Source organism: Providencia sp. UF-183 (assembly GCF_058246155.1).
This window is the reverse complement of sequence record NZ_JBSICD010000024.1, coordinates 1-22,137: the sequence shown is the minus strand read 5'-3', so window position 1 is coordinate 22,137 and position 22,137 is coordinate 1. Positions and strand designations below refer to the sequence as shown.

Here is a 22,137-nt window from a genome sequence, read left to right as displayed (position 1 = left end):
AAAGTGCTGTGGTTAACGTGACTAGGCCTTTATTAAGGAGCGAATTTCGGTGATTGATAACCGTCCACTTACTATTGGCCTTGTTGCCGGAGAAACATCTGGCGATATCCTCGGTGCAGGGCTTATTCGTGCACTGAAAGAGCAAGTGCCTAATGCTCGCTTTGTTGGTGTTGCAGGCCCGTTGATGCAAGCGGAAGGCTGTGAAGCTTGGTACGAAATGGAAGAGTTAGCCGTGATGGGAATTGTTGAAGTTCTCGGTCGGTTACCTCGTTTATTATCTATTCGTAAAGATTTAACCCAGCGTTTTACACAGTTACAACCCGATATTTTTGTCGGAATTGATGCCCCTGATTTTAACATCACCCTTGAAGGGCGCTTAAAAGCAAAAGGCATCAAAACTATTCATTACGTCAGCCCTTCAGTTTGGGCTTGGCGCCAAAAGCGTGTATTTAAAATCGGTCGTTCTACAAACTTAGTCTTAGCGTTTTTACCATTTGAAAAAGCGTTTTATGACCGTTTTGATGTACCTTGTCGTTTTATCGGCCATACGATGGCGGATGCTATTCCCTTACATCCAGATAAACTTGCTGCGCGAGCGCACCTCGGTATTCCCGAAAATGTAAAATGTCTCGCATTATTACCAGGAAGCCGCCATTCAGAAGTGGAAATGTTGAGTGCTGATTTTTTACAAACAGCTAAAATACTCCAACAACGCTTCCCTGATTTGCATATCGTAGTGCCCCTGGTGAATGAAAAGCGCCGTCTGCAATTTGATACAATCAAAGCCACTGTTGCGCCTGAGTTATCCGTGCATATCCTTGATGGACAAGCCCGTGATGCGATGATTGCTGCAGATGCGACACTGTTAGCCTCAGGAACCGCTGCTCTGGAATGTATGTTGACTAAATGCCCGATGGTGGTTGGTTACCGTATGAAGCCGTTCACTTTTTGGCTGGCTAAACGCTTAGTTAAAACCCCGTATGTCTCCTTGCCGAATTTGCTGGCTGAAAAAGAAATTGTCAAAGAATTACTGCAAGAAGAGTGCCAGCCAGAAAAACTGGCACAAGAGATTCTTCCATTATTGGAAGGTGGCGAACGAGTTAATCAACTAAAAGACACTTTTTTACATCTGCATCAGTTGATCCGTTGTGATGCAGATAAACAAGCTGCAGAAGCAGTACTCGATTTGGTTAAAAATTAATGGAATTTATCTATCCCAAAGCCAATTTAATTGCTGGCGTTGATGAAGTTGGGCGTGGGCCATTAGTGGGCGCAGTTGTGACTGCCGCTGTGATCCTTGATCCCAATAACCCGATTGCAGGGCTCGCAGACTCGAAAAAACTCAGTGAAAAAAAGCGCGAGAAACTGTTCGACGAAATCAAAGAAAAAGCCTTATGTTGGTGCATTGGTCGTGCAGAACCTGAAGAAATTGATAAAATAAATATATTACACGCGACGATGTTAGCCATGCAGCGTGCTGTTGCAGGGTTATCTATCGCCCCTGAATTTGTTTTAATTGATGGCAATCGCTGCCCTGAACTGCCAATGCCGTCACAGGCCGTGGTTAAAGGCGATAGCCTTGTACAAGAAATTAGCGCAGCATCCATTTTAGCGAAAGTCGTGCGGGATAGGGAAATGGTCGAGCTGGACAAAGTATTCCCAGAATATGGCTTTGCAAAGCATAAAGGCTACCCAACCGCATACCACTTAGAAAAATTGGCGCAGTATGGTGCAACCGAATTCCATCGTAAAAGCTTTGCTCCCGTGAGGCGAGCTTTAGACAGTCAAAAATAGGTACTTAATCGATGGCATCACCTCGTTTTATTCATTTGCGTGTGCACAGTGACTACTCGATGATTGACGGGCTCGCGAAAACGGGTCCATTGGTCAAAAAAGTGGCAGCAATGGGCATGCCTGCGTTCGCAATCACCGATTTTACTAACTTGTGTGGGTTAGTGAGATTCTACGGTGCTGCACATGGGGCAGGGATCAAGCCGATCATCGGCGCGGATTTTTATGTAGAAAGCGAATTATTAGGCGATGAAATTTCTCATCTCACCGTTCTTGCTCGCAATAATGAAGGGTATCAAAACCTTACTCTCTTGATTTCAGAAGCCTACCAAAAGGGCTATGGCGCTGTAGGGCCAACAATTAAGCGTGATTGGCTAGCAAAGCACAAAGAGGGGCTTATTTTGCTCTCTGGTGGGCGCAAAGGGGATATTGGGCAATTTCTATTACGAGGCAACCAAGCGCTTGTCGATGAGTGCCTTGAGTTTTATGAAGCGCATTTCCCCGGTTGTTATTATCTCGAACTCGTCAGAACGGGTCGTCCAGACGAAGAAAGCTATCTTCATGCTGCCGTCGAATTGGCCACGAAGAAAGGTTTGCCTGTTGTCGCGACGAACGAAGTCTGCTTTATTGAAAGTAGCGACTTTGATGCCCATGAAATTCGCGTTGCCATCCACGATGGTTTCACCCTAGCTGACCCCAAAAGACCGAAAAACTATAGCCCTCAGCAATACTTACGTACTGAAGAGGAAATGTGTGAGCTTTTTGCCGACATTCCTGAAGCGTTAGAAAACAGTGTAGAGATTGCTAAGCGTTGTAACGTCACGATTCGTCTTGGTGAGTACTTCTTACCGCAATTCCCAACTGGGGATATGAAAACTGAAGACTTTTTGGTGATGCGGTCAAAAGAAGGGCTCGAAGAACGTCTTGAGTTTTTATTCCCTGACGAAAAAGTTCGTGCAGAAAAACGCCCTGCATATGATGAGCGTTTAGACATTGAACTGAACGTGATTAACCAAATGGGGTTCCCCGGTTACTTCTTGATCGTGATGGAGTTTATCCAATGGTCAAAAGACAACGGCGTGCCTGTTGGGCCGGGAAGGGGGTCTGGTGCGGGCTCATTAGTGGCTTATGCACTCAAAATTACAGACCTCGACCCATTAGAATTTGACCTTCTGTTTGAGCGTTTCTTAAACCCTGAGCGGGTCTCGATGCCTGACTTTGACGTCGACTTCTGTATGGAAAAACGTGACCAAGTGATTGATCACGTAGCGCAGATGTACGGCCGTGATGCGGTATCACAAATTATTACCTTCGGTACGATGGCGGCAAAAGCAGTTATTCGTGACGTAGGGCGTGTCCTTGGCCACCCTTATGGTTTTGTGGATAGGATTTCTAAACTGGTTCCCCCTGATCCGGGAATGACATTAGAAAAAGCCTTTGAAGCGGAGCCACAGCTTCCTGAAATTTACGAAGCGGATGAAGAAGTGAAAGCGCTGATTGATATGGCGCGTAAACTTGAAGGGGTGACACGAAACGCGGGTAAACACGCAGGTGGTGTGGTTATCGCACCAACCAAAATTACCGATTTTGCCCCACTGTATTGCGATGCAGAAGGGAACAACCCCGTTACGCAATTCGATAAAAACGACGTTGAATATGCAGGGTTAGTGAAGTTTGACTTCCTAGGTTTACGGACGTTAACGATCATTAACTGGGCGTTGGAGATGATCAACGCGCGTCGGGCTAAGAAAAACCAAGAACCGATTGATATTGCAGCCATTCCATTACACGATCAAAAAAGTTTTGATATGCTGCAACGCTCTGAAACCACGGCGGTGTTCCAGTTAGAATCCCGTGGAATGAAGGACTTAATTAAGCGATTACGTCCTGACTGCTTTGAGGATATGATCGCTCTGGTGGCGTTATTCCGTCCAGGCCCGCTGCAATCAGGCATGGTTGATAACTTTATCGACCGTAAACATGGTCGTGAAGAGATTTCATATCCTGATGTAGAATGGCAACATGAATCGTTAAAACCTGTTCTTGAGCCAACTTATGGTATTATTTTATACCAAGAACAGGTTATGCAGATTGCACAGGTTCTTGCGGGATATACCCTTGGTGGTGCGGATATGCTGCGCCGTGCAATGGGTAAAAAGAAACCGGAAGAGATGGCGAAGCAGCGTTCTGTTTTTGAGGAAGGTTCAATCAAAAACGGCGTTGATGGCGAATTGTCGATGAAAATCTTTGACTTGGTAGAGAAATTTGCCGGTTATGGGTTTAACAAATCGCACTCTGCAGCGTATGCACTGGTTTCTTACCAAACACTGTGGCTAAAAGCGCATTACCCTGCTGAATTTATGGCGGCAGTAATGACCGCGGATATGGATAATACCGAAAAAGTCGTTGGTTTAGTTGACGAATGCTGGCGAATGGGCTTAAAAGTATTGCCTCCAGATATCAATAGCGGGCTTTATCACTTTCATGTGAATGATGAAGGTGAGATAGTTTACGGTATTGGTGCGATTAAAGGGGTCGGAGAAGGCCCCATTGAAGCCATTGTTGAAGCACGCCAGCAAGGCGGAATTTTCAAAGAGATTTTTGACCTTTGCGCTCGCGTTGATATTAAAAAAATTAACCGCCGCGTGATGGAAAAACTGATCATGGCGGGGGCATTTGATCGCCTAGGTCCTCACCGTGCAGCGTTGATGTCATCCCTTGAGGATGCATTAAAAGCCGCTGATCAACATGCGAAAGCCGAAGCCATAGGCCAAGCCGATATGTTTGGTGTGTTAGCTGAAGCCCCTGAGCAAGTGGAAAGCTCGTATGCAAGTGTGCCAAAATGGCCAGAACAAGTGGTATTGGATGGGGAAAGGGAAACCCTTGGCTTATATTTAACGGGTCATCCAATAACGCGATACTTGAGTGAAATAGAACGCTATACTAATGGCCTTAGATTAAAAGATGTGAACCCAACCCCTCGTGGTCAAGTGACAACTGTGGTAGGTTTAGTACTTTCAGCTAAAGTCATTACAACCAAGCGTGGGAATAGAATTGGTATCTGTACGCTTGATGATCGTTCCGGTCGTCTGGATATTATGCTATTTTCAGATGCACTCGATAAATACCAACATATGTTGGAAAAAGACAATATCCTGATAGCCACCGGTCAGGTCAGCTTTGATGATTTCAATGGTGGTAATAAAATGACAGTGCGTGAGTTAATGGATATTAGTGAAGCAAGGGAGAAATATGCACGTGGACTTGCGATTTCACTGTCAGATAAACAAATTAACGATCAATTACTGAACCGGCTGCGCAGTACGCTTGAACCTCATCGTTCAGGCACTATCCCGGTTCATCTGTATTACCAGAAGGACGATGCCAGAGCCAAGCTTAAATTTGGCGTTGTTTGGCGTGTGACACCCGTGGATCCCCTTCTGAACGATCTTCGAACTCTGCTGGGTAGTGAGCAGGTAGAATTAGAATTTGACTAAAATAGGAATATTATGAGTCTGGATTTTCTTGATTTTGAACAGCCAATTGCGGAATTAGAGGCAAAAATTGACTCTTTAAAAGCCGTCAGCCGTCAAGATAACAATTTAGAGGTCAACCTCGATGAAGAGGTTGCTCGTTTACGTGAAAAAAGTGTTGAACTGACACGTAAAATCTTCTCTGATCTGGGTGCTTGGCAAATTGCTAAACTCGCTCGTCATCCACGCCGTCCTTATACATTGGACTATATCTCTCGCATTTTCACGGACTTCCAAGAATTAGCGGGTGATCGTGCTTATGCTGATGACAAAGCCATAGTCGGTGGCTTGGCGCGTTTAGATGGTCGCCCTGTGATGATTATTGGGCACCAAAAAGGGCGCGAAACGAAAGAAAAAATCCGTCGTAATTTTGGTATGCCAGCCCCTGAAGGTTACCGTAAGGCACTGCGCCTGATGGAACTGGCTGAGCGTTTTAATCTGCCTATTATCACTTTCATCGATACCCCGGGCGCATACCCAGGTGTTGGTGCAGAAGAGCGTGGTCAATCAGAAGCGATCGCGCGTAACCTACGTGAAATGTCACGTTTATCTGTTCCCGTGATTTGTACAGTCATTGGTGAGGGCGGTTCTGGTGGCGCGTTAGCCATTGGTGTGGGTGATAAAGTGAATATGCTGCAATACAGCACTTATTCGGTTATTTCCCCGGAAGGCTGTGCATCCATTTTGTGGAAAAGTGCAGACAAAGCCCCATTAGCGGCTGAAGCGATGGGCATTACAGCGCCGCGCCTGAAAGAGCTAAAACTGATTGATAACGTGGTCTCTGAGCCTTTAGGTGGTGCGCATCGTAACTATGATGAAATCGCAGCTCACCTAAAAGCACGTATCACTGAAGATCTTAACGAACTGGAAGTATTAGATGCAGAAGCATTGAAAAACCGTCGTTATCAGCGCCTGATGGAATACGGTTATTGCTAATTTTTAGCGATTCATAGATTAAATAAAACGGGAGTTTGCTTTTGCCAACTCCCGTTTTTTATTGAATGTTATTAATATTCACCCGCAAATAATAAAAAATAGGTATTAAAGTGCGACAATATAATTATTTAATTTATGCCTTTTCTTGCGTGCTGATTTGGAGTTTTATCCCTATCGTTTCACGCTTTGGGCAAGATGGGATGGATAGTTTTCAATTTTTATTTTGGTCAAACCTTATTTCGGTCATTGCTGTTATTAGTGTGGCATTAGTATCAGGCTATACGCCTGCTAAATTGTTTATTTTGCCACGTGACATTGTAGCCAAAGTTTTTGTTCTTGGGTTTCTGGATTGCCTTTTCTATTTGCTGTTGTACTACGGTTATTCCATTGAAAATGGGATTGCTGTTTTGGTGATCCAATATAGCTGGCCACTGATTATTATTCTTTTATCGGTAGTGCTATTGAAGGACAGATTGTCGGGGCGGCAAATTGTCGGGGTTATGGTTGGTTTTATTGCTGTTATTATCACCTTCACGAAAGGGCAAATAACCCAGTTGTACGTGGATAACCCAACGGCGTTATTATTGGTCTTTAGCGGAGCATTTTGCTTTGCTTTAATGTCAGTATTTTCACGCCAATATTCTATTGATCCGTATATTAGTACGGTTTGGTTATTTATCTTCTCGACATTAACTTCCTTGGTTCTCCTGTTGTCTTTGAGTGAAATGCAGTTACCATCTCAAGGCGCATTTTGGCCGACGTTGATTAATGGGGTACTCATTAATGGCGTGTCGTATATCCTGTGGTTTAAAGCGATGAATACGGGGAACTCGACAAAAATTGCCTCAGTAGTATTTTTATCACCGGTATTATCGGTATTGTGGTTAGTGTTACTTTTAAGTGAGCCATTTGAAATTGCATATATTATTGGGGTCATGTTAGTTATTATTTCAGGTGTTTTATGTGTTGGTGCAAAACGTCGCAATCAACAATAGTCAAAAAGGGTAAACGTATGGTGCAGCAATCATCCATGATCATCGAGCGAGTACGCGAAAAAATCGGTGATTATACAAAAATACTTGTTGGGTTTAGTGGCGGGATTGATTCGACAGTATTACTGCATGCGCTTTATCAACTCAAGAAAAATCATAATTCGCGATTAATTATCCGAGCAATCCATATTCATCATGGTTTAAACAAGAGAGCAGATGCTTGGGAACAACATTGTGCGCAGTTATGCCAACAATGGCAGATCCCTTTTGTCTGCCACCATGTATCTGTTGACCCAAGCGAGAAAGGTATTGAGGCAGCAGCACGGGATGCCCGTTATCAAGCTTATCGTGAAGAACTTGAAATCAACGAAGTATTGGTAACCGCTCAACATCTTGATGACCAAGCGGAAACATTTTTATTAGCGTTAAAGCGTGGAAGTGGCCCTGCGGGGTTATCATCGATGCCTGAATCCTTGCCTTTTATCGGGAAATGCGGACAAACTCAGTTGCTGCGCCCATTATTAACGGTCTCTCGTGTTGATTTAGAAGCTTACATGCAAGCGCAGCAATTGCCATGGGTGGAAGACGATAGCAACCAAGATGACCGCTATGATAGAAACTTCCTTCGGTTGCATATTTTACCGCGTTTAACGACACGTTGGCCGTATATTTCCAATGCCATTGCGCGCAGTGCATCGCTATGTGCTGAGCAAGAATCGTTACTGGATGAATTATTGCAGGAAACCCTTGAAGGGATGATGGATTACCGTGGTGGTTTGTTTATTGATGAACTGCAAAATTGTTCTGTCGCAAAGCGTAACGCACTGATCCGCCGTTGGATTGGGTTACATCAGCTTCCGATGCCACCTTTTAACCAATTAGAGCGCATTTGGCAAGAAGTGGCGCTTGCGCGGCAAGATGCCGAGCCTGTTTGTCGCTTAGGGCTGGTTGAAGTTCGCCGTTACCAAGGCGCCTTGTGGGTGGTTCCTCGTATTGCAAACTTAGCAGGGCAGCAATATACGTGGTCATATCCCGCCACATTTGAACTGCCTGAATCCCTTGGTCGATTACAGGTTATGGAAGGGCAAGGGCAAATTCGCCCCCCAGAGCCTGATGAAAAAGTGACTGTACGTTTTGGTTTACAAGGCACGCTCAATATTGTGGGGCGGCATCGTTCAAGAAGCAGCAAAAAAATATGGCAGGAACTAGGGGTTGCACCGTGGATGCGAGAACGTATTCCACTGGTTTATTATAACGATCAATTGATTACAGCGGTGGGGTGTTTTATCACACCAGAAGGTTTTATTGGCGATGAACTAGTTGGGATAGCGATAGATTGGCAGCAAGAGTCGAGGTTTCAGAGCGATTTCTAAAACAAGAAACCCCTTATGACTGTGACCATCATAAGGGGTAAGAAGGACTCAAATCGTGAGCATTAGTGAGAGTGGTCGACAACGATTGTGCCGATTTCTGGATGACTGAAGGAGTTAATGCAATCCAACCGTAGCTCCTTTGTGCCCTCTTGTGTTTCAACAATCAGGTACTCGACTTTTTTTCGTAGAAGCAAATCACTGGCCTGCCCTTCAATATTCTCGCCGTCATTAAGTTTTATTTGCAACTTCAACTGACGTTGGCATGCGATTTCTAGATATTCGTAATCATCACAATTGATAGGTTGATATTCAGTATCTGTAGACATATTCCCTCACCACTGTGTTAGTGGCGGTTATTGCCGCCTTGAACATGTTGTATCAAGCAAAAAAATGCTTAGTACGATAATAGCACAGTAATTTTAATAACTATAATCGCTACTGGATGAAAAAGACAATTCTTATTCATCAAATTAATGCGTGGCATTTTTTATCAGTTATGTCCGAATTATCTTACTGTTTCCATTTTTTTATGACTTGAGATGCTATGATGTTTCATATTGGTAAACGAGTTAAAAACGAATAATTTCAAGGGAAGTCTCATGAAAAAATCACTATTGTTAGTCTTAATGGCGGTTGGCGCGGTGACGTTAGCAGGCTGCCAAAGTGGTGCGAAAAATACCAGCGCAGTTCCTGTTGATCAAGTTTACACTGGTGTATTGCCTTGTGCAGATTGCTCAGGCATTGAAGCAACATTGTTAGTGGATCAAGATGGCAGTTATGTCGAACAATTGATTTACTTGGGAACAAAAGACGGCAACACAGGCTTCCATGAAGCGGGTAAATGGAGCGTTGAAGGCAATAAATTGCGTACAACAAATCCAAAAGGCGAAAGCACCTTTTTTGCTAAAGCTGACAATGGCGAGTCCGTGACTTTACTGGATTTAGACGGTAACCCGATTGAAACAGAACTGAATTATACGTTAAACCGTGTTCAACCGAGTAAAAAAGTGGGCCAATATCGTTATATGGCGGATGCCGCTGTCTTTACTGAGTGCGAAACTGGGCGCCAATACGCTGCATCGGGTATTGAATTAGAAAAAGCCTATGGGGAAACGGGTGTTGACGGCGGAACGCCTGTTTATGTTGAGGTTGAAGGTTATTATACCGTTCGTCCGTCAATGGAAGATGGTCAATTTGACTCAGCATTCGTTCAAACAGGGCAGATTAAATTCGATAAAACGGCGTCTTGTAAATAATTTAGACTGTATTTTTCCTCTAAAAAGCTCAATAGAAATATTGGGCTTTTTTATTTAACATCTTAAAATCTCAACAGAAAATCACTTCCTCTATTTCTTTGCGCCTCTCATACTCTTTTTTTTGATATCAGTATAACTTTTTTGTTGTCGCAAAATATTTGCTTGTTTTGTGAAGATTGTCATAGCGGTTGGTCAATCAGAGACAATTAATGATAACAATGAAATATCGTAAACTAAGGGAAGTCCGTATACTTCATTCAACTAGAAATAATTTTAATTTTTAGTTTATTGATTTAAAAAAAAGCCGCAGCCTGTAAAAAAAATTTATAAATCTAAGCGGTAACTAAAAAATAGAACGAATCAAAGGATAAGGAATGAAGAAGAAAAATATCTATTTATTTTGTTCTGCTGGCATGTCGACTTCATTGTTAGTCAACAAAATGAGGCAACAGGCAGAAAAGTACGATGTACCCGTCAATATAGAAGCTTTTCCAGAAAGTTTAGCAAGTGAAAAAGGTGTTGATGCAGATTTGGTTTTACTCGGTCCACAAATTGCTTGGATGTTAACGGATATTCAAAAAATACTGCCAAATAAACCCGTTGAAGTGATTGATTCATTGTTATACGGCAAAGTTGATGGGCTTGGGGTATTAAAAGCAGCCGTTGCCAGCATAAAAAAACAAACAGCAAATTAAAATTAGAGAGCTACTTCTACTCAATAATAACTCCATCAACATTGGCGCTATTCATTGCAGATTAGCCTAATCAGAATGGAGCACACTCAAAAAATCGAGGGTATTTTTATGAGTCTTGTTATTACTTCGCTTGAAAAGGTACTTCTGCCCTTCGCAGTTAGATTGGGAAAGCAACCTCATGTTAATGCAATAAAGAATGGTTTTATTCGAATTATGCCACTGACGTTAGTCGGGGCAATGTTTGTACTGATTAATAATGTATTTTTAAGCTTTGATGCAGGGTCGTTCTTTTACTCATTGGGCGTGAGATTAGAACCATCAACAATAGAAACATTAAATGGATTTAAAGCGATTGGGGGAAATGTTTACAATGGGACGCTCGGTATTATGTCCCTCATGGCGCCTTTTTTTATCTCCATGGCATTAGCGGAAGAGCGAAAAGTTGACCCATTAGCCGCAGGGTTACTGGCAGTCGCTGCTTTTATGACAGTAACACCTTATGAAGTTAATGGCGCTTATGCTGTTGGTGCAAATTGGTTAGGCGGCGCAAATATCATTTCGGGTATTATTTTAGGGTTAGTTGTTGCCGAAATGTTTGCATTCATTGTTCGTCGTAATTGGGTAATTAAATTACCTGATAGCGTCCCTCCTTCTGTTTCCCGTTCATTCTCTGCACTTATTCCGGGTTTTATTATCTTATCGATAATGGGGATTGTGTCATGGGCGCTTTCGAGTGGTATCAGTACTAACTTCCACCAAATCATTATGGATACCGTGTCGACACCGCTCGCATCAATGGGGAATGTCGTTGGCTGGGCTTATGTAGTCTTTACATCGTTACTGTGGTTCTTTGGTATTCACGGTTCATTAGCCCTGACAGCCTTAGACAGCGGGATCATGACTCCATGGGCACTGGAAAACGTCTCGTTATATGCGCAATATGGTTCTGTGGATGCGGCGATTGCTGCGGGTAAATCCTTCCATATGTGGGCAAAACCGATGCTTGATTCCTATGTCTTCCTAGGGGGAACAGGGGCGACATTAGGGTTAATCATTGCCATCTTTATTGCTTCACGCCGTGCAGATCACCGCCAAGTTGCAAAACTAGCATTACCAGCGGGTATATTCCAAATTAATGAACCGATTATTTTTGGATTACCTATCATCATGAACCCTGTCATGTTTATCCCATTTATTCTGATCCAACCTTTATTGGCGGGAATAATGGTAGCAGCGTATTCTTTAGGGATTATCCCACCGGTGACCAATATTGCACCGTGGACAATGCCGACAGGCTTGGCGGCTTTCTTCAACACTAACGGAAGTATTGCAGCACTATTACTTGCTTTATTTAACCTTGGTGTTGCTGTACTGGTTTATCTGCCATTTGTGGTGATTTCGAATAAAGCCCAAAACACGATAGACGAAGAAGAAAGTGAAGAAGATATTGCCAATGCACTGAAGTTTTAAAAAACGGAGGAGCTTGCTCCTCCCATCTAAGTAGAGATAAAAATATGTTTGAACTCGATGATATTCAAGAAGATGAAACTAACGAATTAGAAGAAGTTGTCATGGGCTTAATTATTAATGCAGGTCAGGCAAGAAGCTTAGCTTATACCGCATTAAGAAAGGCTAAAGAGGGTGACTTCGTCACAGCAAAAAGTTTAATGGAGCAATCTCACTCTTCTTTGAATGAAGCACATAAAGTACAAACTCAGCTCATTGAAAGCGACATGGGGGAGGGTCGAATTAAAGTCAGTTTAGTCCTCGTCCATGCTCAAGATCATTTAATGAATGCCATGCTAGCGCGCGAATTGATTACTGAATTAATTGAGCTACATGAAAAATTAAACCATTAAAAGGGGATAATGATGCAGACACTGATGAATAGAACCGACACTAATGCTGAAATTAAATTAGTTCAAGAAAGCGAACTGTTTAACAATAAAACCTTTCATGTCTTTATTTATAATAAAGTTGAGAGCGCAAGTGGACTGCATCAACACGATTATTATGAATACACGATTGTATTAACAGGTCGCTGTTATCAAATTATTAATGGGAAAAAAATATTATTAGAGCGTGGGGATTTTGTTTTTTTGCCTATTGGTTCATATCACGAAAGTGCTTATGACTTTGGTCCAACACGGATATTAAATGTTGGAATTAGTAAATCATTTTTTGATAAACATTATTTGCCATTATTACCAAGCTGTTTTGTTGCATCACAAAGCTACCCATTAAAAAATGAATTTATGGCTTATATTGAGTCCGTTATTGCCTCATTAAATTTTAGAGACAGCGAGTTTAATGAGTTTATTGAGCTAGTCACATTTAATGTCGTCAACCGTTTACGCCATTTTCGCGAAAAGAGTTTACAGGATGATGCCCCTCAATGGCTTAAGAGCACACTTGAAGATATGCATGATATTGCGATGTTCAGTGAAAGCGCACTACAAAATATGATCACCATGACGGGAAAATCTCAAGAGTATTTAACGCGAGCGACAAAACGTTTTTATGGCAAAACACCCATGCAAATTATCAACGACATCCGAATTAATTTTGCTAAAAAGCAATTAGAAATTACCAATTATTCGATCACCGATATTGCATTTGAATCCGGTTACAGTAGCCCAAGTTTATTTGTGAAAAAATTTAAAGAATCAACTTCACTAACACCAAGTGATTACCGGAAAAATTTATACAGTGTTGAGCAAAAAATGGTGGGTTAATTAGCATTAGGTAAACTGAATTTCAAAACGTTCTTAATTAAACAATTCAAGCATAACCATCTTTTTTAATAAAGATGGTGTGCCTTTCTATGTCTATTGTATAAGGTTCTATGAGGTTAATATGACTCAGAAGTTAAAAGTTGTCACCATTGGTGGTGGTAGTAGCTATACACCTGAATTACTCGAAGGTTTTATTAAACGTTACCATGAACTTCCGATAACTGAGTTATGGTTGGTGGATGTTGAGGAAGGCAAAGAAAAATTAGATATTATTTTTGATTTATGTGAACGCATGGTTAAGCATGCAAACATCCCATTAAAAATAGTGAAAACACTGGATAGAAGAGAAGCACTTAAAGATGCTGATTTTGTGACTACACAGTTGAGGGTTGGCCAGTTAAAGGCTCGCGAAATTGATGAGTCTATTCCATTAAAACATGGCTATTTAGGCCAAGAAACCAACGGTGCTGGTGGGTTATTTAAAGGTTTGCGTACCATTCCTGTTATTTTTGACATTATTAAAGATGTGGAAGAAATCTGCCCTAATGCTTGGGTGATTAATTTTACTAACCCAGCAGGGATGGTGACCGAAGCTGTTTACCGACATACTAATTTTAAGCGTTTTATTGGTGTGTGTAATATTCCGATTGGCATGAAAATGTTTATTACAGATGTTCTTAATCTGTCAGACAAAGATGAGTTATCCATCGACTTATTCGGTTTAAACCACATGGTTTTTATCAAGGATGTGATAGTTAATGGCATCTCTCGTTTTGATGAGCTATTAGATGGTATTGCTTCAGGTACATTAAGTGCTAACTCAGTAAAAAACATCACTGACCTTGCGTTTGAAGAAGGGTTAATTCGCAGCTTAAATCTAATCCCTTGCTCTTATTTACTGTATTACTTTAAGCCAAAAGAAATGTTAGCTATCGAGCTGGGGGAATATTATAAAGGTGGTGCTCGAGCTCAAATCGTGCAAAAAGTTGAACATCGGTTGTTCGAGCTTTATAAGGACCCATCACTCGATGTGAAACCTAAAGAACTTGAATTACGAGGCGGTGCCTATTATTCAGATGCGGCTTGTGAAGTCATTAACGCTATTTATAACAATAAAAACACAGAACATTACGTTAATATCCCACATCAGGGACATATTGATAATATTCCCGAAGATTGGACGGTGGAGATGACTTGCTTACTGGGACGCGATGGTGCAAAACCGCATCCACGAGTAACGCATTTTGATGACAAAGTACTTGGATTAATTTATACCTTAAAAAACTTTGAAATTGCCACTAGCCAAGCAGCTGTAAATGGTCAGTTTAATGATGTATTACTGGCAATGAATTTAAACCCATTAATTCATTCAGATAAAGATGCGCGTTTAATTTCGAAAGAATTACTTATCGCCCATAAAAAACACCTGCCGAACTTTGCGAAAGCAATACAGCAACTTGAGCTGGAAGGTTAATGAGTTAAATCATTTATAGCACTAAGGGAGAACAAATGGCTTCATTACTTATTGTGAATGCCGATGATTTTGGATTATGCGAAGCGGTTAATTACGGCATTATCGAATCTCATCGTAATGGGGTTGTTAATTCAACGAGCGCAATGATGAATATGCCTGCCATATCCCATGCGGCTAAATTAAGTCATGAAAATCCGAATTTAGCGGTGGGAATGCATTTCGTTTTAACGGCAGGTAAGCCTTTTTCACCAATGCCAACGCTCACTCGAGATGGAATGTTAGGTAAATGGCTATGGGATATCGATATTCATGATTTACCTTTGTCTGAGATTGAACAAGAGCTGAATCTACAATATCAAAAATTTATCGACATTTTTGGCAAAAAGCCCAGCCATATTGATAGCCATCATCACGTGCATATGATTGAAGGTATTTTTCCAATTGTCGTGGGTTTTGCACAAGAACAAGGTGTTGCACTGCGTGTTGATCGTCAATTAGAGAAAAATTGGCCGCCATTATCATACCAAGTGGCGAGCACTGATTGCTTTAGTAGTGAGTTTTATGGCGATAAAATATCAGAAACGTTATTTTTGAAGATTATCGATGAAGCCAAAGCACAAGGGCATCGCTCTATTGAAGTCATGAGCCATCCTGCTTTTATTGATAATGCATTATTAAAAAGCAACTACGCTTATCCACGTTTAAATGAATTGGAAGTATTAACATCGGAAAATTTAAAATCACAAATCGCTGCACGTGGTTTTAAAATCGGTTCGTACCGAGATATTTAAAGAAAAAAGCCCAAATTCAATATGACTAGAATTTGGGCTCTATTTTTTGGCTTTTAACCTAACTTATTTGCCGAGCTTACCTTTAAGGAAGCTAACGACATTTTCTAAACCAACCAATTCTTTATCATCACTGCGGCGTGATTTATATTCAATCTGGTTATTATCTAAGTTACGGTCACCAATAACGATGGTGTATGGAACGCCAATCAGTTCCATATCAGCAAACATTACACCAGGGCGTTCTTTACGGTCATCGAAAATTACATCAATACCGTTTGCTTTTAAGTCAGCATACAGTTTCTCAGCAACTTCTTTTACGCGATAAGATTTGTGCATATTCATTGGTAAAATAGCGACTTGGAACGGTGCAATCGCATCCGGCCAAATAATTCCACGATCATCATGGCTCTGCTCAATAGCAGCTGCAACGATACGCGTCACACCAATACCATAACAACCCATGGTGACGATTTGGTTGTGGCCTTCTTCATTTTGGACAGACGCTTTCATGGCTTCTGAATATTTGGTGCCTAATTGGAAAATATGACCAACTTCGATACCGCGTTTAATTTGCAGCACGCCTTTACCATCTGGGCTTGGGTCACCTTCGACCACATTGCGCAGGTCATAAGTCTCAGGTAAGGCTAAGTCGCGCTCCCAGTTGATGCCAAAGTAGTGTTTTCCATCAATATTTGCACCCGCGCCGAAGTCACTCATCACAGCAACGCTACGGTCGATAACAATTGGTAATGGCATATTGATAGGGCCTAATGAACCTGGGCCTGCATTCACAGCATTTCTAATTTCAGCTTCTGTTGCAAACTCTAGTGGGCTAGCGACTAAAGGATGTTTTTCCGCTTTAACTTCATTTAATTCATGATCGCCACGGATCAATAATGCCACTAATGTATGGCCTGAATCTTTTTCGGCATGAACGATAAGTGTCTTAACTGTTTTTTCAACAGGTAAGTTAAATTGCTCTACCAATTCAGCGATTGTTTTTGCGTTTGGTGTATCCACTAAACGCAGTTCTTCGGTTGGCGCTCCACGTGGTGTGGTTGGCGCTAACGCTTCTGCAAACTCGATATTCGCCGCATAGTCAGACTCAGTGGAGAAAATAACGTCGTCTTCACCATTTTGTGCTAGTACTTGGAATTCGTGAGATGCACTACCACCAATTGAGCCGGTATCCGCTTGAACTGCACGGAAATCAAAGCCAATACGTGTGAAAATTTTGCTATACGCTTCGTACATTGCATCATAGGTTTCTTGCAATGATTCTTGGCTAATATGGAAAGAGTAAGCATCTTTCATAATAAATTCGCGTGAACGCATGACGCCAAAACGCGGGCGAACTTCATCACGGAACTTGGTTTGAATTTGGAATAAATTCAATGGCAGTTGTTTATAAGAGGTGATTTCGTTACGCACTAAATCAGTGATCACTTCTTCATGGGTTGGGCCAAGAACAAATGGGCGCTCACCACGGTCAACAAAACGCAGCAATTCAGGGCCATACTGTTCCCAACGTCCACTTTCTTGCCATAAATCTGCGGGCTGAACGACGGGTAAAGATACCTCGATAGCGCCTGCATTTTCCATTTCTTCACGGACGATATTTTCGACTTTACGTAGAACACGCACGCCAGTGGGTAACCAGTCATACAGACCAGAAGCAAGTTTACGGATCATTCCTGCACGCAGCATCAGCTGGTGGCTGATAACTTCTGCATCCGCAGGGGTCTCTTTTAGAGTTGAGAGCAGATATTTGCTAGTACGCATTGTATAGGTTCCATTAGAACAACAAATTATGGCAAGCCGCTTGCTTACCAAAGTATATAGAGAGCTAGTCTACCAGCGACTGAGATTCGCCAAAAGGGGTTAACACGTTTTTTCGTAAGGTTCGATAGCGAATACTTCAGTCACACCATTAATCACTCGCCAACGAATATTAAAATCTAATAAATGAACCGCATAGTCACGAATTTCAGTCGATTGTTTTTTATACGCTGGGCGAGGGTCTTGCATTAAAACTTGTTCAATAAATTGCTTTAGCGCAGGGTATTGATGTTGATAAGACACTAATTGATTTTCAACGGATGGCGTGAATATAACCTGCATATTATCTGAAGGCGCATCTTGAGCATATCCCGCGGTGGCCTCTGGTATTGCTTCAGCAAAAGGTAAATAAGGTTTTATATCAATCACAGGTGTGCCATCAACCAAATCCAGGCTACCAAGCTCGAGTATAGCTTGGTTATTTTTTATAGAAACCCCTCTTAATTCAACAAGGGACATACCAATTGGATTTGGTCTAAATGTTGAGCGTGTTGCAAATACACCCATTTTGTCATTACCGCCAAGGCGAGGTGGACGAACTAAAGGTTTCCAGCCACCTTTCATCGTTTGATGAAAAACAAAAATTACCCAGATATGGCTAAATTGCGTTAAGCCACGAACAGTATTAGCATCATTAAAAGGGGAGTGGAGATGTAGGCGTCCTGCACCACCTGGAACAAGCCCAGGTTGGCGCGGGATGGCAAACTTTTCTTTATATGGCGATTCGATATACCCAATAGTCTCAAATTGAAAAGATTGCATATGGCGGTTATTCAACAATTTTTAATGCGCTACCTTCACAAATCGTTGCTTGATAACAACCTGGAGAGGTCATTGTCTGGCACTGGTGTAAAAGGACGGCATCAGCAGCAATAAAAGCAGCTTGAGATAACATACTGTTTTTCGCTGTATTTAGATTTGCAGGAGGGCTTTGAACGCTTTCTCTGCATGACTCACCAGAAACAATACCTAAATCTTTGAAAGGCATTCCCAAGAGTTCTTCTGGGCTATTCATTAATTTAACATTTGCTGTTTCAGGTTCTTCAGTCACACTTGGCACAGGTTTAGACAATTTCATACTGGTGAAACCTTTGTTTGCCCCTGGACTCGTGTATTGGTTAATCCCACACCCAGCTAACGTCAACGCCGCTAAGGTGAGCAATAACAGTCTCATAAGTTATTACCTTTCTTATATGATTCAATAAAATATCGTTATTTTTATAGTCTATAAATTGCAAAAAATACTAGGTGGCATAGAGCCACCTAGTATTTTAATCGTTTTTTTAATAATAAAAAAGATTACCAGCCTTTAACTGCACCACCATCGAAGACTTCGTTAGCTTTGTTAGCAACTTCATCTGATTGATAAGCTTGGATAAATTTCTTCACATTTTCGCTATCTTTATTATCTTCACGAGCAACAATAATATTTACATATGGAGAATCTTTATCTTCAACAAATAAACCGTCTTTTGCTGGCGTCAGTTTAGGTGTTGCGCTGCTTGCCCAAGTGGTGTTGATGATAGCTAAAGCAATTTTTTGATCATCAAGTGCACGTGGTAATTGTGGCGCTTCTAATTCAACAAATTTCAGATTTTTTGGATTCTCAACAACATCCAGAACGGTTGGCATTAAACCTGTGCCATCTTTTAACTTAATTAAATTTTGTTGTTGTAGCAGCAGTAAAGAACGACCTAAGTTGGTTGGGTCATTTGGTAATGCGATTTGTGAACCGTCAGCTAATTCGTCAACAGATTTGATTTTTTTAGAGTAAGCAGCAATTGGGTAAATAAAAGTATTGCCCACTGGTACTAACTTATAGTTACGATCTTTAATTTGTTGGTCAAGGTATGGCTTGTGTTGGAACGCGTTTAAATCGATATCACCTTTGCTTAATGCTTCGTTTGGTAATACGAAATCATTAAATGAAACCAGCTCAACATCTAAACCATATTTTTCTTTAGCAACTTTCTGTGCGACTTCAGCAACTTCTAACTCTTTGCCCATGATCACACCAACTTTAATGCTGTTAGCATCTTTTTCTTTTTCGCCACAACCCGCTAAAACGAGTGTGCCTAATAGCGCGCCGACAACTGCGATAGATTTTAACTTAATAGACATTGGTAGTACCCCTTTCATTCGGACTTTATAAGCACCCTAACGGCGCCGCTATTTTACTGACTATCGATGTGAAACTTTTTTCATTAAGTATTCGCCACCAAACTGGATTGCGTTTACTAAAATGACAAGAAGAACAATAACGGTATTCATCACAACAGGGTTATAGGTTTGGTAACCATATTGCAGTGCGATTTGACCTAAACCACCGGCGCCGACTGCACCACCCATTGCGGAATATCCAACTAACATAATTAAAGTAATGGTTGCTGCGTTAATCAGGCTAGGCATTGCTTCAGGGATCAAAATTTTACGGATGATCTGAAGCGGAGTTGCCCCCATTGCTCGTGCTGATTCAATTAAACCACTTGGAATTTCTAATAGCGCATTTTCGACCATACGTGCAATAAATGGTGCTGCACCAATGGTTAACGGTACGATTGCAGCTTTTAAACCAATGGTTGTACCCACTAAAAATGACGTTAATGGAATAATCCAAACGAGTAAAATAATAAATGGTACTGAACGGAAAATATTAATTATAACGGCAAGCGCACGATATAAACCGACATTTTCCATCACTTGGTCTTTACGCGTAATATAAAGTAAAACGCCTAGTGGTAAGCCTAAAACAAAGCCCAAAAAGCCAGAAACAAAGGTCATTGTGATAGTGTCGATGGTGCCGTTAATCAGCAAATAAATCATTCTCTCAGACATAACCCAAAACCTCTACTTTTACGTGGTGCTCTTTCAAAAATTCAATTGTGGACTCAACACCACCATTAATGCCATGCAGCTCCGCTAGCATCACACCAAATTTCACGCCGCCTGCGTAATCAATCTGAGAGCTTAAAATATTAATATCAATATCAAACTTACGTACAGCCATCGAAATTAGCGGCGCATCAACGGATTGGCCTGTAAATTCTAATTTCACTAATGGCGATAAATCTTTACCTGCTTCAGTGCTCATGCGCTCTTTATAGTCATCTGGAATATCAATAACTAATGTTGACTGAATAAAAGCCTGCGCAACCGGTGTTTTCGGGTGAGAGAACACTTCGCTCACTTTATCTTGCTCGATTAATTGACCGCCACTAATTACTGCGACTTGGTCACAAATACGTTTTACGACATCCATTTCGTGAGTGATTAATAAGATGGTCAACCCTAAACGGCGGTTAATATCTTTTAATAACTCTAAAATTGAGCGTGTGGTCGCAGGGTCTAATGCACTCGTCGCTTCATCACACAGTAAAACTTTTGGCGAATTAGCTAAAGCACGTGCGATTGCAACACGTTGTTTTTGTCCGCCTGATAAATTAGCAGGATAAGCATCTTTCTTTTCGCTTAAGCCGACTAAATCTAGTAGCTCATCAACGCGTTCTTTAATTTTTTCTTTAGGCGTATTGTCCAGTTCCAGTGGCAGTGCCACGTTATCAAACACAGTACGCGAAGATAATAAGTTAAAATGTTGGAAAATCATGCCAATACCGCGACGTGCTCTCGTCAACGCTTTTTCTGTCATTGAGGTTAAATCTTGTCCATCAACAACAACTTGGCCTGATGTTGGGCGCTCTAGCATGTTTACGCAACGAATTAAGGTGCTTTTACCTGCACCTGAAGCACCAATAACGCCATATATCTGACCAGCAGGCACATGCAAGCTAATATCAGTCAATGCTTGAATGCTACGGCTTCCTTGCTGGAAAACTTTATTTATATTTGAGAGCTTTATCATTTATGTTTTCTAACTTTTATCTGAATTGTTCTTTAGATAGTGTATCTAATATGGTTGGATGTTAAGGCGTCTAGACGTCTAAGTCAACAAAGATTGTGCGATTTATTCTATTCTCATTTCATTTCTTTTCGTGAGATACTAAAAAGATATTCAGTTTGAGGAGTAAACAGGTGAGTAACGGGATACCAGCAGTCTTTTTAGACAGAGACGGAACAATTAATATCGACCATGGCTACGTACATAAAATAGATGACTTTGAATTTATTGAAGGCGCTATTGAAGCCATGTTGGAATTAAAGAAGATGGGTTATGCATTAGTGGTTGTCACAAACCAATCAGGTATTGGTCGTGGCATTTATACCGAAGACCAATTTATGCAGTTAACTGAATGGATGGACTGGTCACTTGCGGATCGTGGTGTTGACCTAGACGGTATTTACTTCTGCCCACATCACGCAGAGTCTGATGTAGAAGAATATCGCCAAGACTGCAATTGCCGTAAACCAAAACCGGGTATGTTATTAGATGCACAGTCTTTCTTAAATATAGATATGGCTGCTTCTATAATGGTAGGCGATAAACTTGCTGATATTTTAGCGGGTAAAGCCGCAAATGTCGGAACAACAGTGCTGGTTAAAAGTGGCGAACCTGTGACAGAAGAAGCAATGAATAGTGCTGACTTTGTGGTTAATAGCATTGCAGACCTGCCAGAAACGCTAAAAAGAATTAAAAAATAGCCATTTTGAGTGATAAGCGAGCAGTCGGAAAAAAAGTTTTAAAAAACACTTGCCAGATTTTTCTGACTCCCTATAATGCGCATCCACTGACCGGGAACAAGACAACGCAAAGCGCGATGAACACTG

General features: G+C 41.4%; 21 protein-coding genes. 14 read left to right on the top strand and 7 right to left on the bottom strand.

Going from position 1 to position 22,137, the window contains the following annotated elements:
• Positions 1-49: 49 nt before the first annotated feature.
• From lpxB to tilS, 6 genes are all read left to right on the top strand, one after another.
• Positions 50-1,201, top strand: coding sequence for a lipid-A-disaccharide synthase (gene lpxB / locus AC4IFT_RS18675; protein ID WP_490752244.1), 1,152 nt, complete (start codon positions 50-52; stop codon positions 1,199-1,201).
• Positions 1,201-1,794, top strand: a complete 594-nt coding sequence (gene rnhB, locus AC4IFT_RS18670) for a ribonuclease HII (protein ID WP_490752242.1) — start codon at positions 1,201-1,203, stop codon at positions 1,792-1,794. The genes lpxB and rnhB overlap by 1 nt, the downstream gene beginning before the upstream one ends.
• A gap of 11 nt (positions 1,795-1,805) precedes the next feature.
• The gene (gene dnaE, locus AC4IFT_RS18665) at positions 1,806-5,288 is read left to right on the top strand and encodes a DNA polymerase III subunit alpha (protein ID WP_490735803.1); all 3,483 of its coding nucleotides are present in this window, start codon (positions 1,806-1,808) and stop codon (positions 5,286-5,288) included.
• Positions 5,289-5,300: 12 nt separating this feature from the next.
• Positions 5,301-6,260: an acetyl-CoA carboxylase carboxyl transferase subunit alpha gene (gene accA, locus AC4IFT_RS18660; RefSeq protein WP_219244375.1), complete on the top strand. Its 960-nt coding sequence runs from the start codon at positions 5,301-5,303 to the stop codon at positions 6,258-6,260.
• 110 nt (positions 6,261-6,370) lie between these two features.
• The gene (locus AC4IFT_RS18655; RefSeq protein WP_490752240.1) at positions 6,371-7,255 is read left to right on the top strand and encodes a DMT family transporter; all 885 of its coding nucleotides are present in this window, start codon (positions 6,371-6,373) and stop codon (positions 7,253-7,255) included.
• Between the two features lie 17 nt (positions 7,256-7,272).
• Positions 7,273-8,625 (top strand): tRNA lysidine(34) synthetase TilS, encoded by a 1,353-nt coding sequence (gene tilS / locus AC4IFT_RS18650; RefSeq protein WP_490752238.1) that lies wholly within the window; start codon positions 7,273-7,275, stop codon positions 8,623-8,625.
• Between the two features lie 62 nt (positions 8,626-8,687).
• Here tilS and rof read toward each other — a convergent pair whose 3' ends face one another.
• Positions 8,688-8,951: a Rho-binding antiterminator gene (rof, locus tag AC4IFT_RS18645; protein WP_490735796.1), complete on the bottom strand. Its 264-nt coding sequence runs from the start codon at positions 8,949-8,951 to the stop codon at positions 8,688-8,690.
• A gap of 273 nt (positions 8,952-9,224) precedes the next feature.
• On the opposite strand from rof, the gene nlpE reads away from it, so the two are divergent.
• From nlpE to chbG, 7 genes are all read left to right on the top strand, one after another.
• On the top strand, positions 9,225-9,881 hold the full coding sequence (gene nlpE / locus AC4IFT_RS18640) for an envelope stress response activation lipoprotein NlpE (RefSeq protein ID WP_490752236.1): 657 nt from the start codon (positions 9,225-9,227) through the stop codon (positions 9,879-9,881).
• Positions 9,882-10,255: 374 nt separating this feature from the next.
• Positions 10,256-10,576 carry a PTS sugar transporter subunit IIB gene (locus tag AC4IFT_RS18635; protein WP_206083764.1) on the top strand — a complete coding sequence of 107 codons (321 nt, stop codon included), beginning with the start codon at positions 10,256-10,258 and terminating at the stop codon, positions 10,574-10,576.
• A gap of 108 nt (positions 10,577-10,684) precedes the next feature.
• Positions 10,685-12,046, top strand: coding sequence for a PTS N,N'-diacetylchitobiose transporter subunit IIC (gene chbC / locus AC4IFT_RS18630; RefSeq protein ID WP_219244371.1), 1,362 nt, complete (start codon positions 10,685-10,687; stop codon positions 12,044-12,046).
• Between the two features lie 44 nt (positions 12,047-12,090).
• The gene (gene chbA, locus AC4IFT_RS18625; protein ID WP_490735792.1) at positions 12,091-12,435 is read left to right on the top strand and encodes a PTS N,N'-diacetylchitobiose transporter subunit IIA; all 345 of its coding nucleotides are present in this window, start codon (positions 12,091-12,093) and stop codon (positions 12,433-12,435) included.
• A 9-nt stretch (positions 12,436-12,444) separates the two neighbouring features.
• Positions 12,445-13,311: a transcriptional regulator ChbR gene (chbR, locus tag AC4IFT_RS18620; protein WP_219244369.1), complete on the top strand. Its 867-nt coding sequence runs from the start codon at positions 12,445-12,447 to the stop codon at positions 13,309-13,311.
• Positions 13,312-13,432: 121 nt separating this feature from the next.
• Positions 13,433-14,785, top strand: a complete 1,353-nt coding sequence (locus tag AC4IFT_RS18615) for a 6-phospho-beta-glucosidase (protein ID WP_490735788.1) — start codon at positions 13,433-13,435, stop codon at positions 14,783-14,785.
• Positions 14,786-14,820: 35 nt separating this feature from the next.
• A complete protein-coding gene (gene chbG, locus AC4IFT_RS18610) occupies positions 14,821-15,576 on the top strand; it encodes a chitin disaccharide deacetylase (RefSeq protein ID WP_490752234.1) in 756 nt (251 codons plus the stop codon).
• 63 nt (positions 15,577-15,639) lie between these two features.
• On the opposite strand, the gene proS is transcribed toward chbG, so the two are convergent.
• The 6 genes from proS to metN form a co-directional block, all read right to left on the bottom strand.
• Positions 15,640-17,358 (bottom strand): proline--tRNA ligase, encoded by a 1,719-nt coding sequence (gene proS / locus AC4IFT_RS18605; protein ID WP_490735784.1) that lies wholly within the window; start codon positions 17,356-17,358, stop codon positions 15,640-15,642.
• 99 nt (positions 17,359-17,457) lie between these two features.
• A complete protein-coding gene (gene tsaA / locus AC4IFT_RS18600) occupies positions 17,458-18,177 on the bottom strand; it encodes a tRNA (N6-threonylcarbamoyladenosine(37)-N6)-methyltransferase TrmO (protein ID WP_490752232.1) in 720 nt (239 codons plus the stop codon).
• Between the two features lie 7 nt (positions 18,178-18,184).
• Complete coding sequence (gene rcsF, locus AC4IFT_RS18595) at positions 18,185-18,589, bottom strand: Rcs stress response system protein RcsF (protein WP_490735780.1); 405 nt, start codon at positions 18,587-18,589, stop codon at positions 18,185-18,187.
• 125 nt (positions 18,590-18,714) lie between these two features.
• Positions 18,715-19,536, bottom strand: coding sequence for a MetQ/NlpA family lipoprotein (locus AC4IFT_RS18590; RefSeq protein ID WP_219244363.1), 822 nt, complete (start codon positions 19,534-19,536; stop codon positions 18,715-18,717).
• 60 nt (positions 19,537-19,596) lie between these two features.
• Entirely contained in the window at positions 19,597-20,250 is a 654-nt protein-coding gene (gene metI / locus AC4IFT_RS18585; protein WP_206083774.1) for a methionine ABC transporter permease MetI, read from the bottom strand.
• Positions 20,243-21,274, bottom strand: coding sequence for a methionine ABC transporter ATP-binding protein MetN (gene metN, locus AC4IFT_RS18580; RefSeq protein ID WP_219244362.1), 1,032 nt, complete (start codon positions 21,272-21,274; stop codon positions 20,243-20,245). Before metN ends, metI begins: the two co-directional genes overlap by 8 nt.
• Before the next feature lie 170 nt (positions 21,275-21,444).
• Between metN and gmhB the strand changes: the two genes are divergently transcribed.
• Positions 21,445-22,011 carry a D-glycero-beta-D-manno-heptose 1,7-bisphosphate 7-phosphatase gene (gene gmhB / locus AC4IFT_RS18575; RefSeq protein WP_490735777.1) on the top strand — a complete coding sequence of 189 codons (567 nt, stop codon included), beginning with the start codon at positions 21,445-21,447 and terminating at the stop codon, positions 22,009-22,011.
• Positions 22,012-22,137 lie beyond the last annotated feature (126 nt).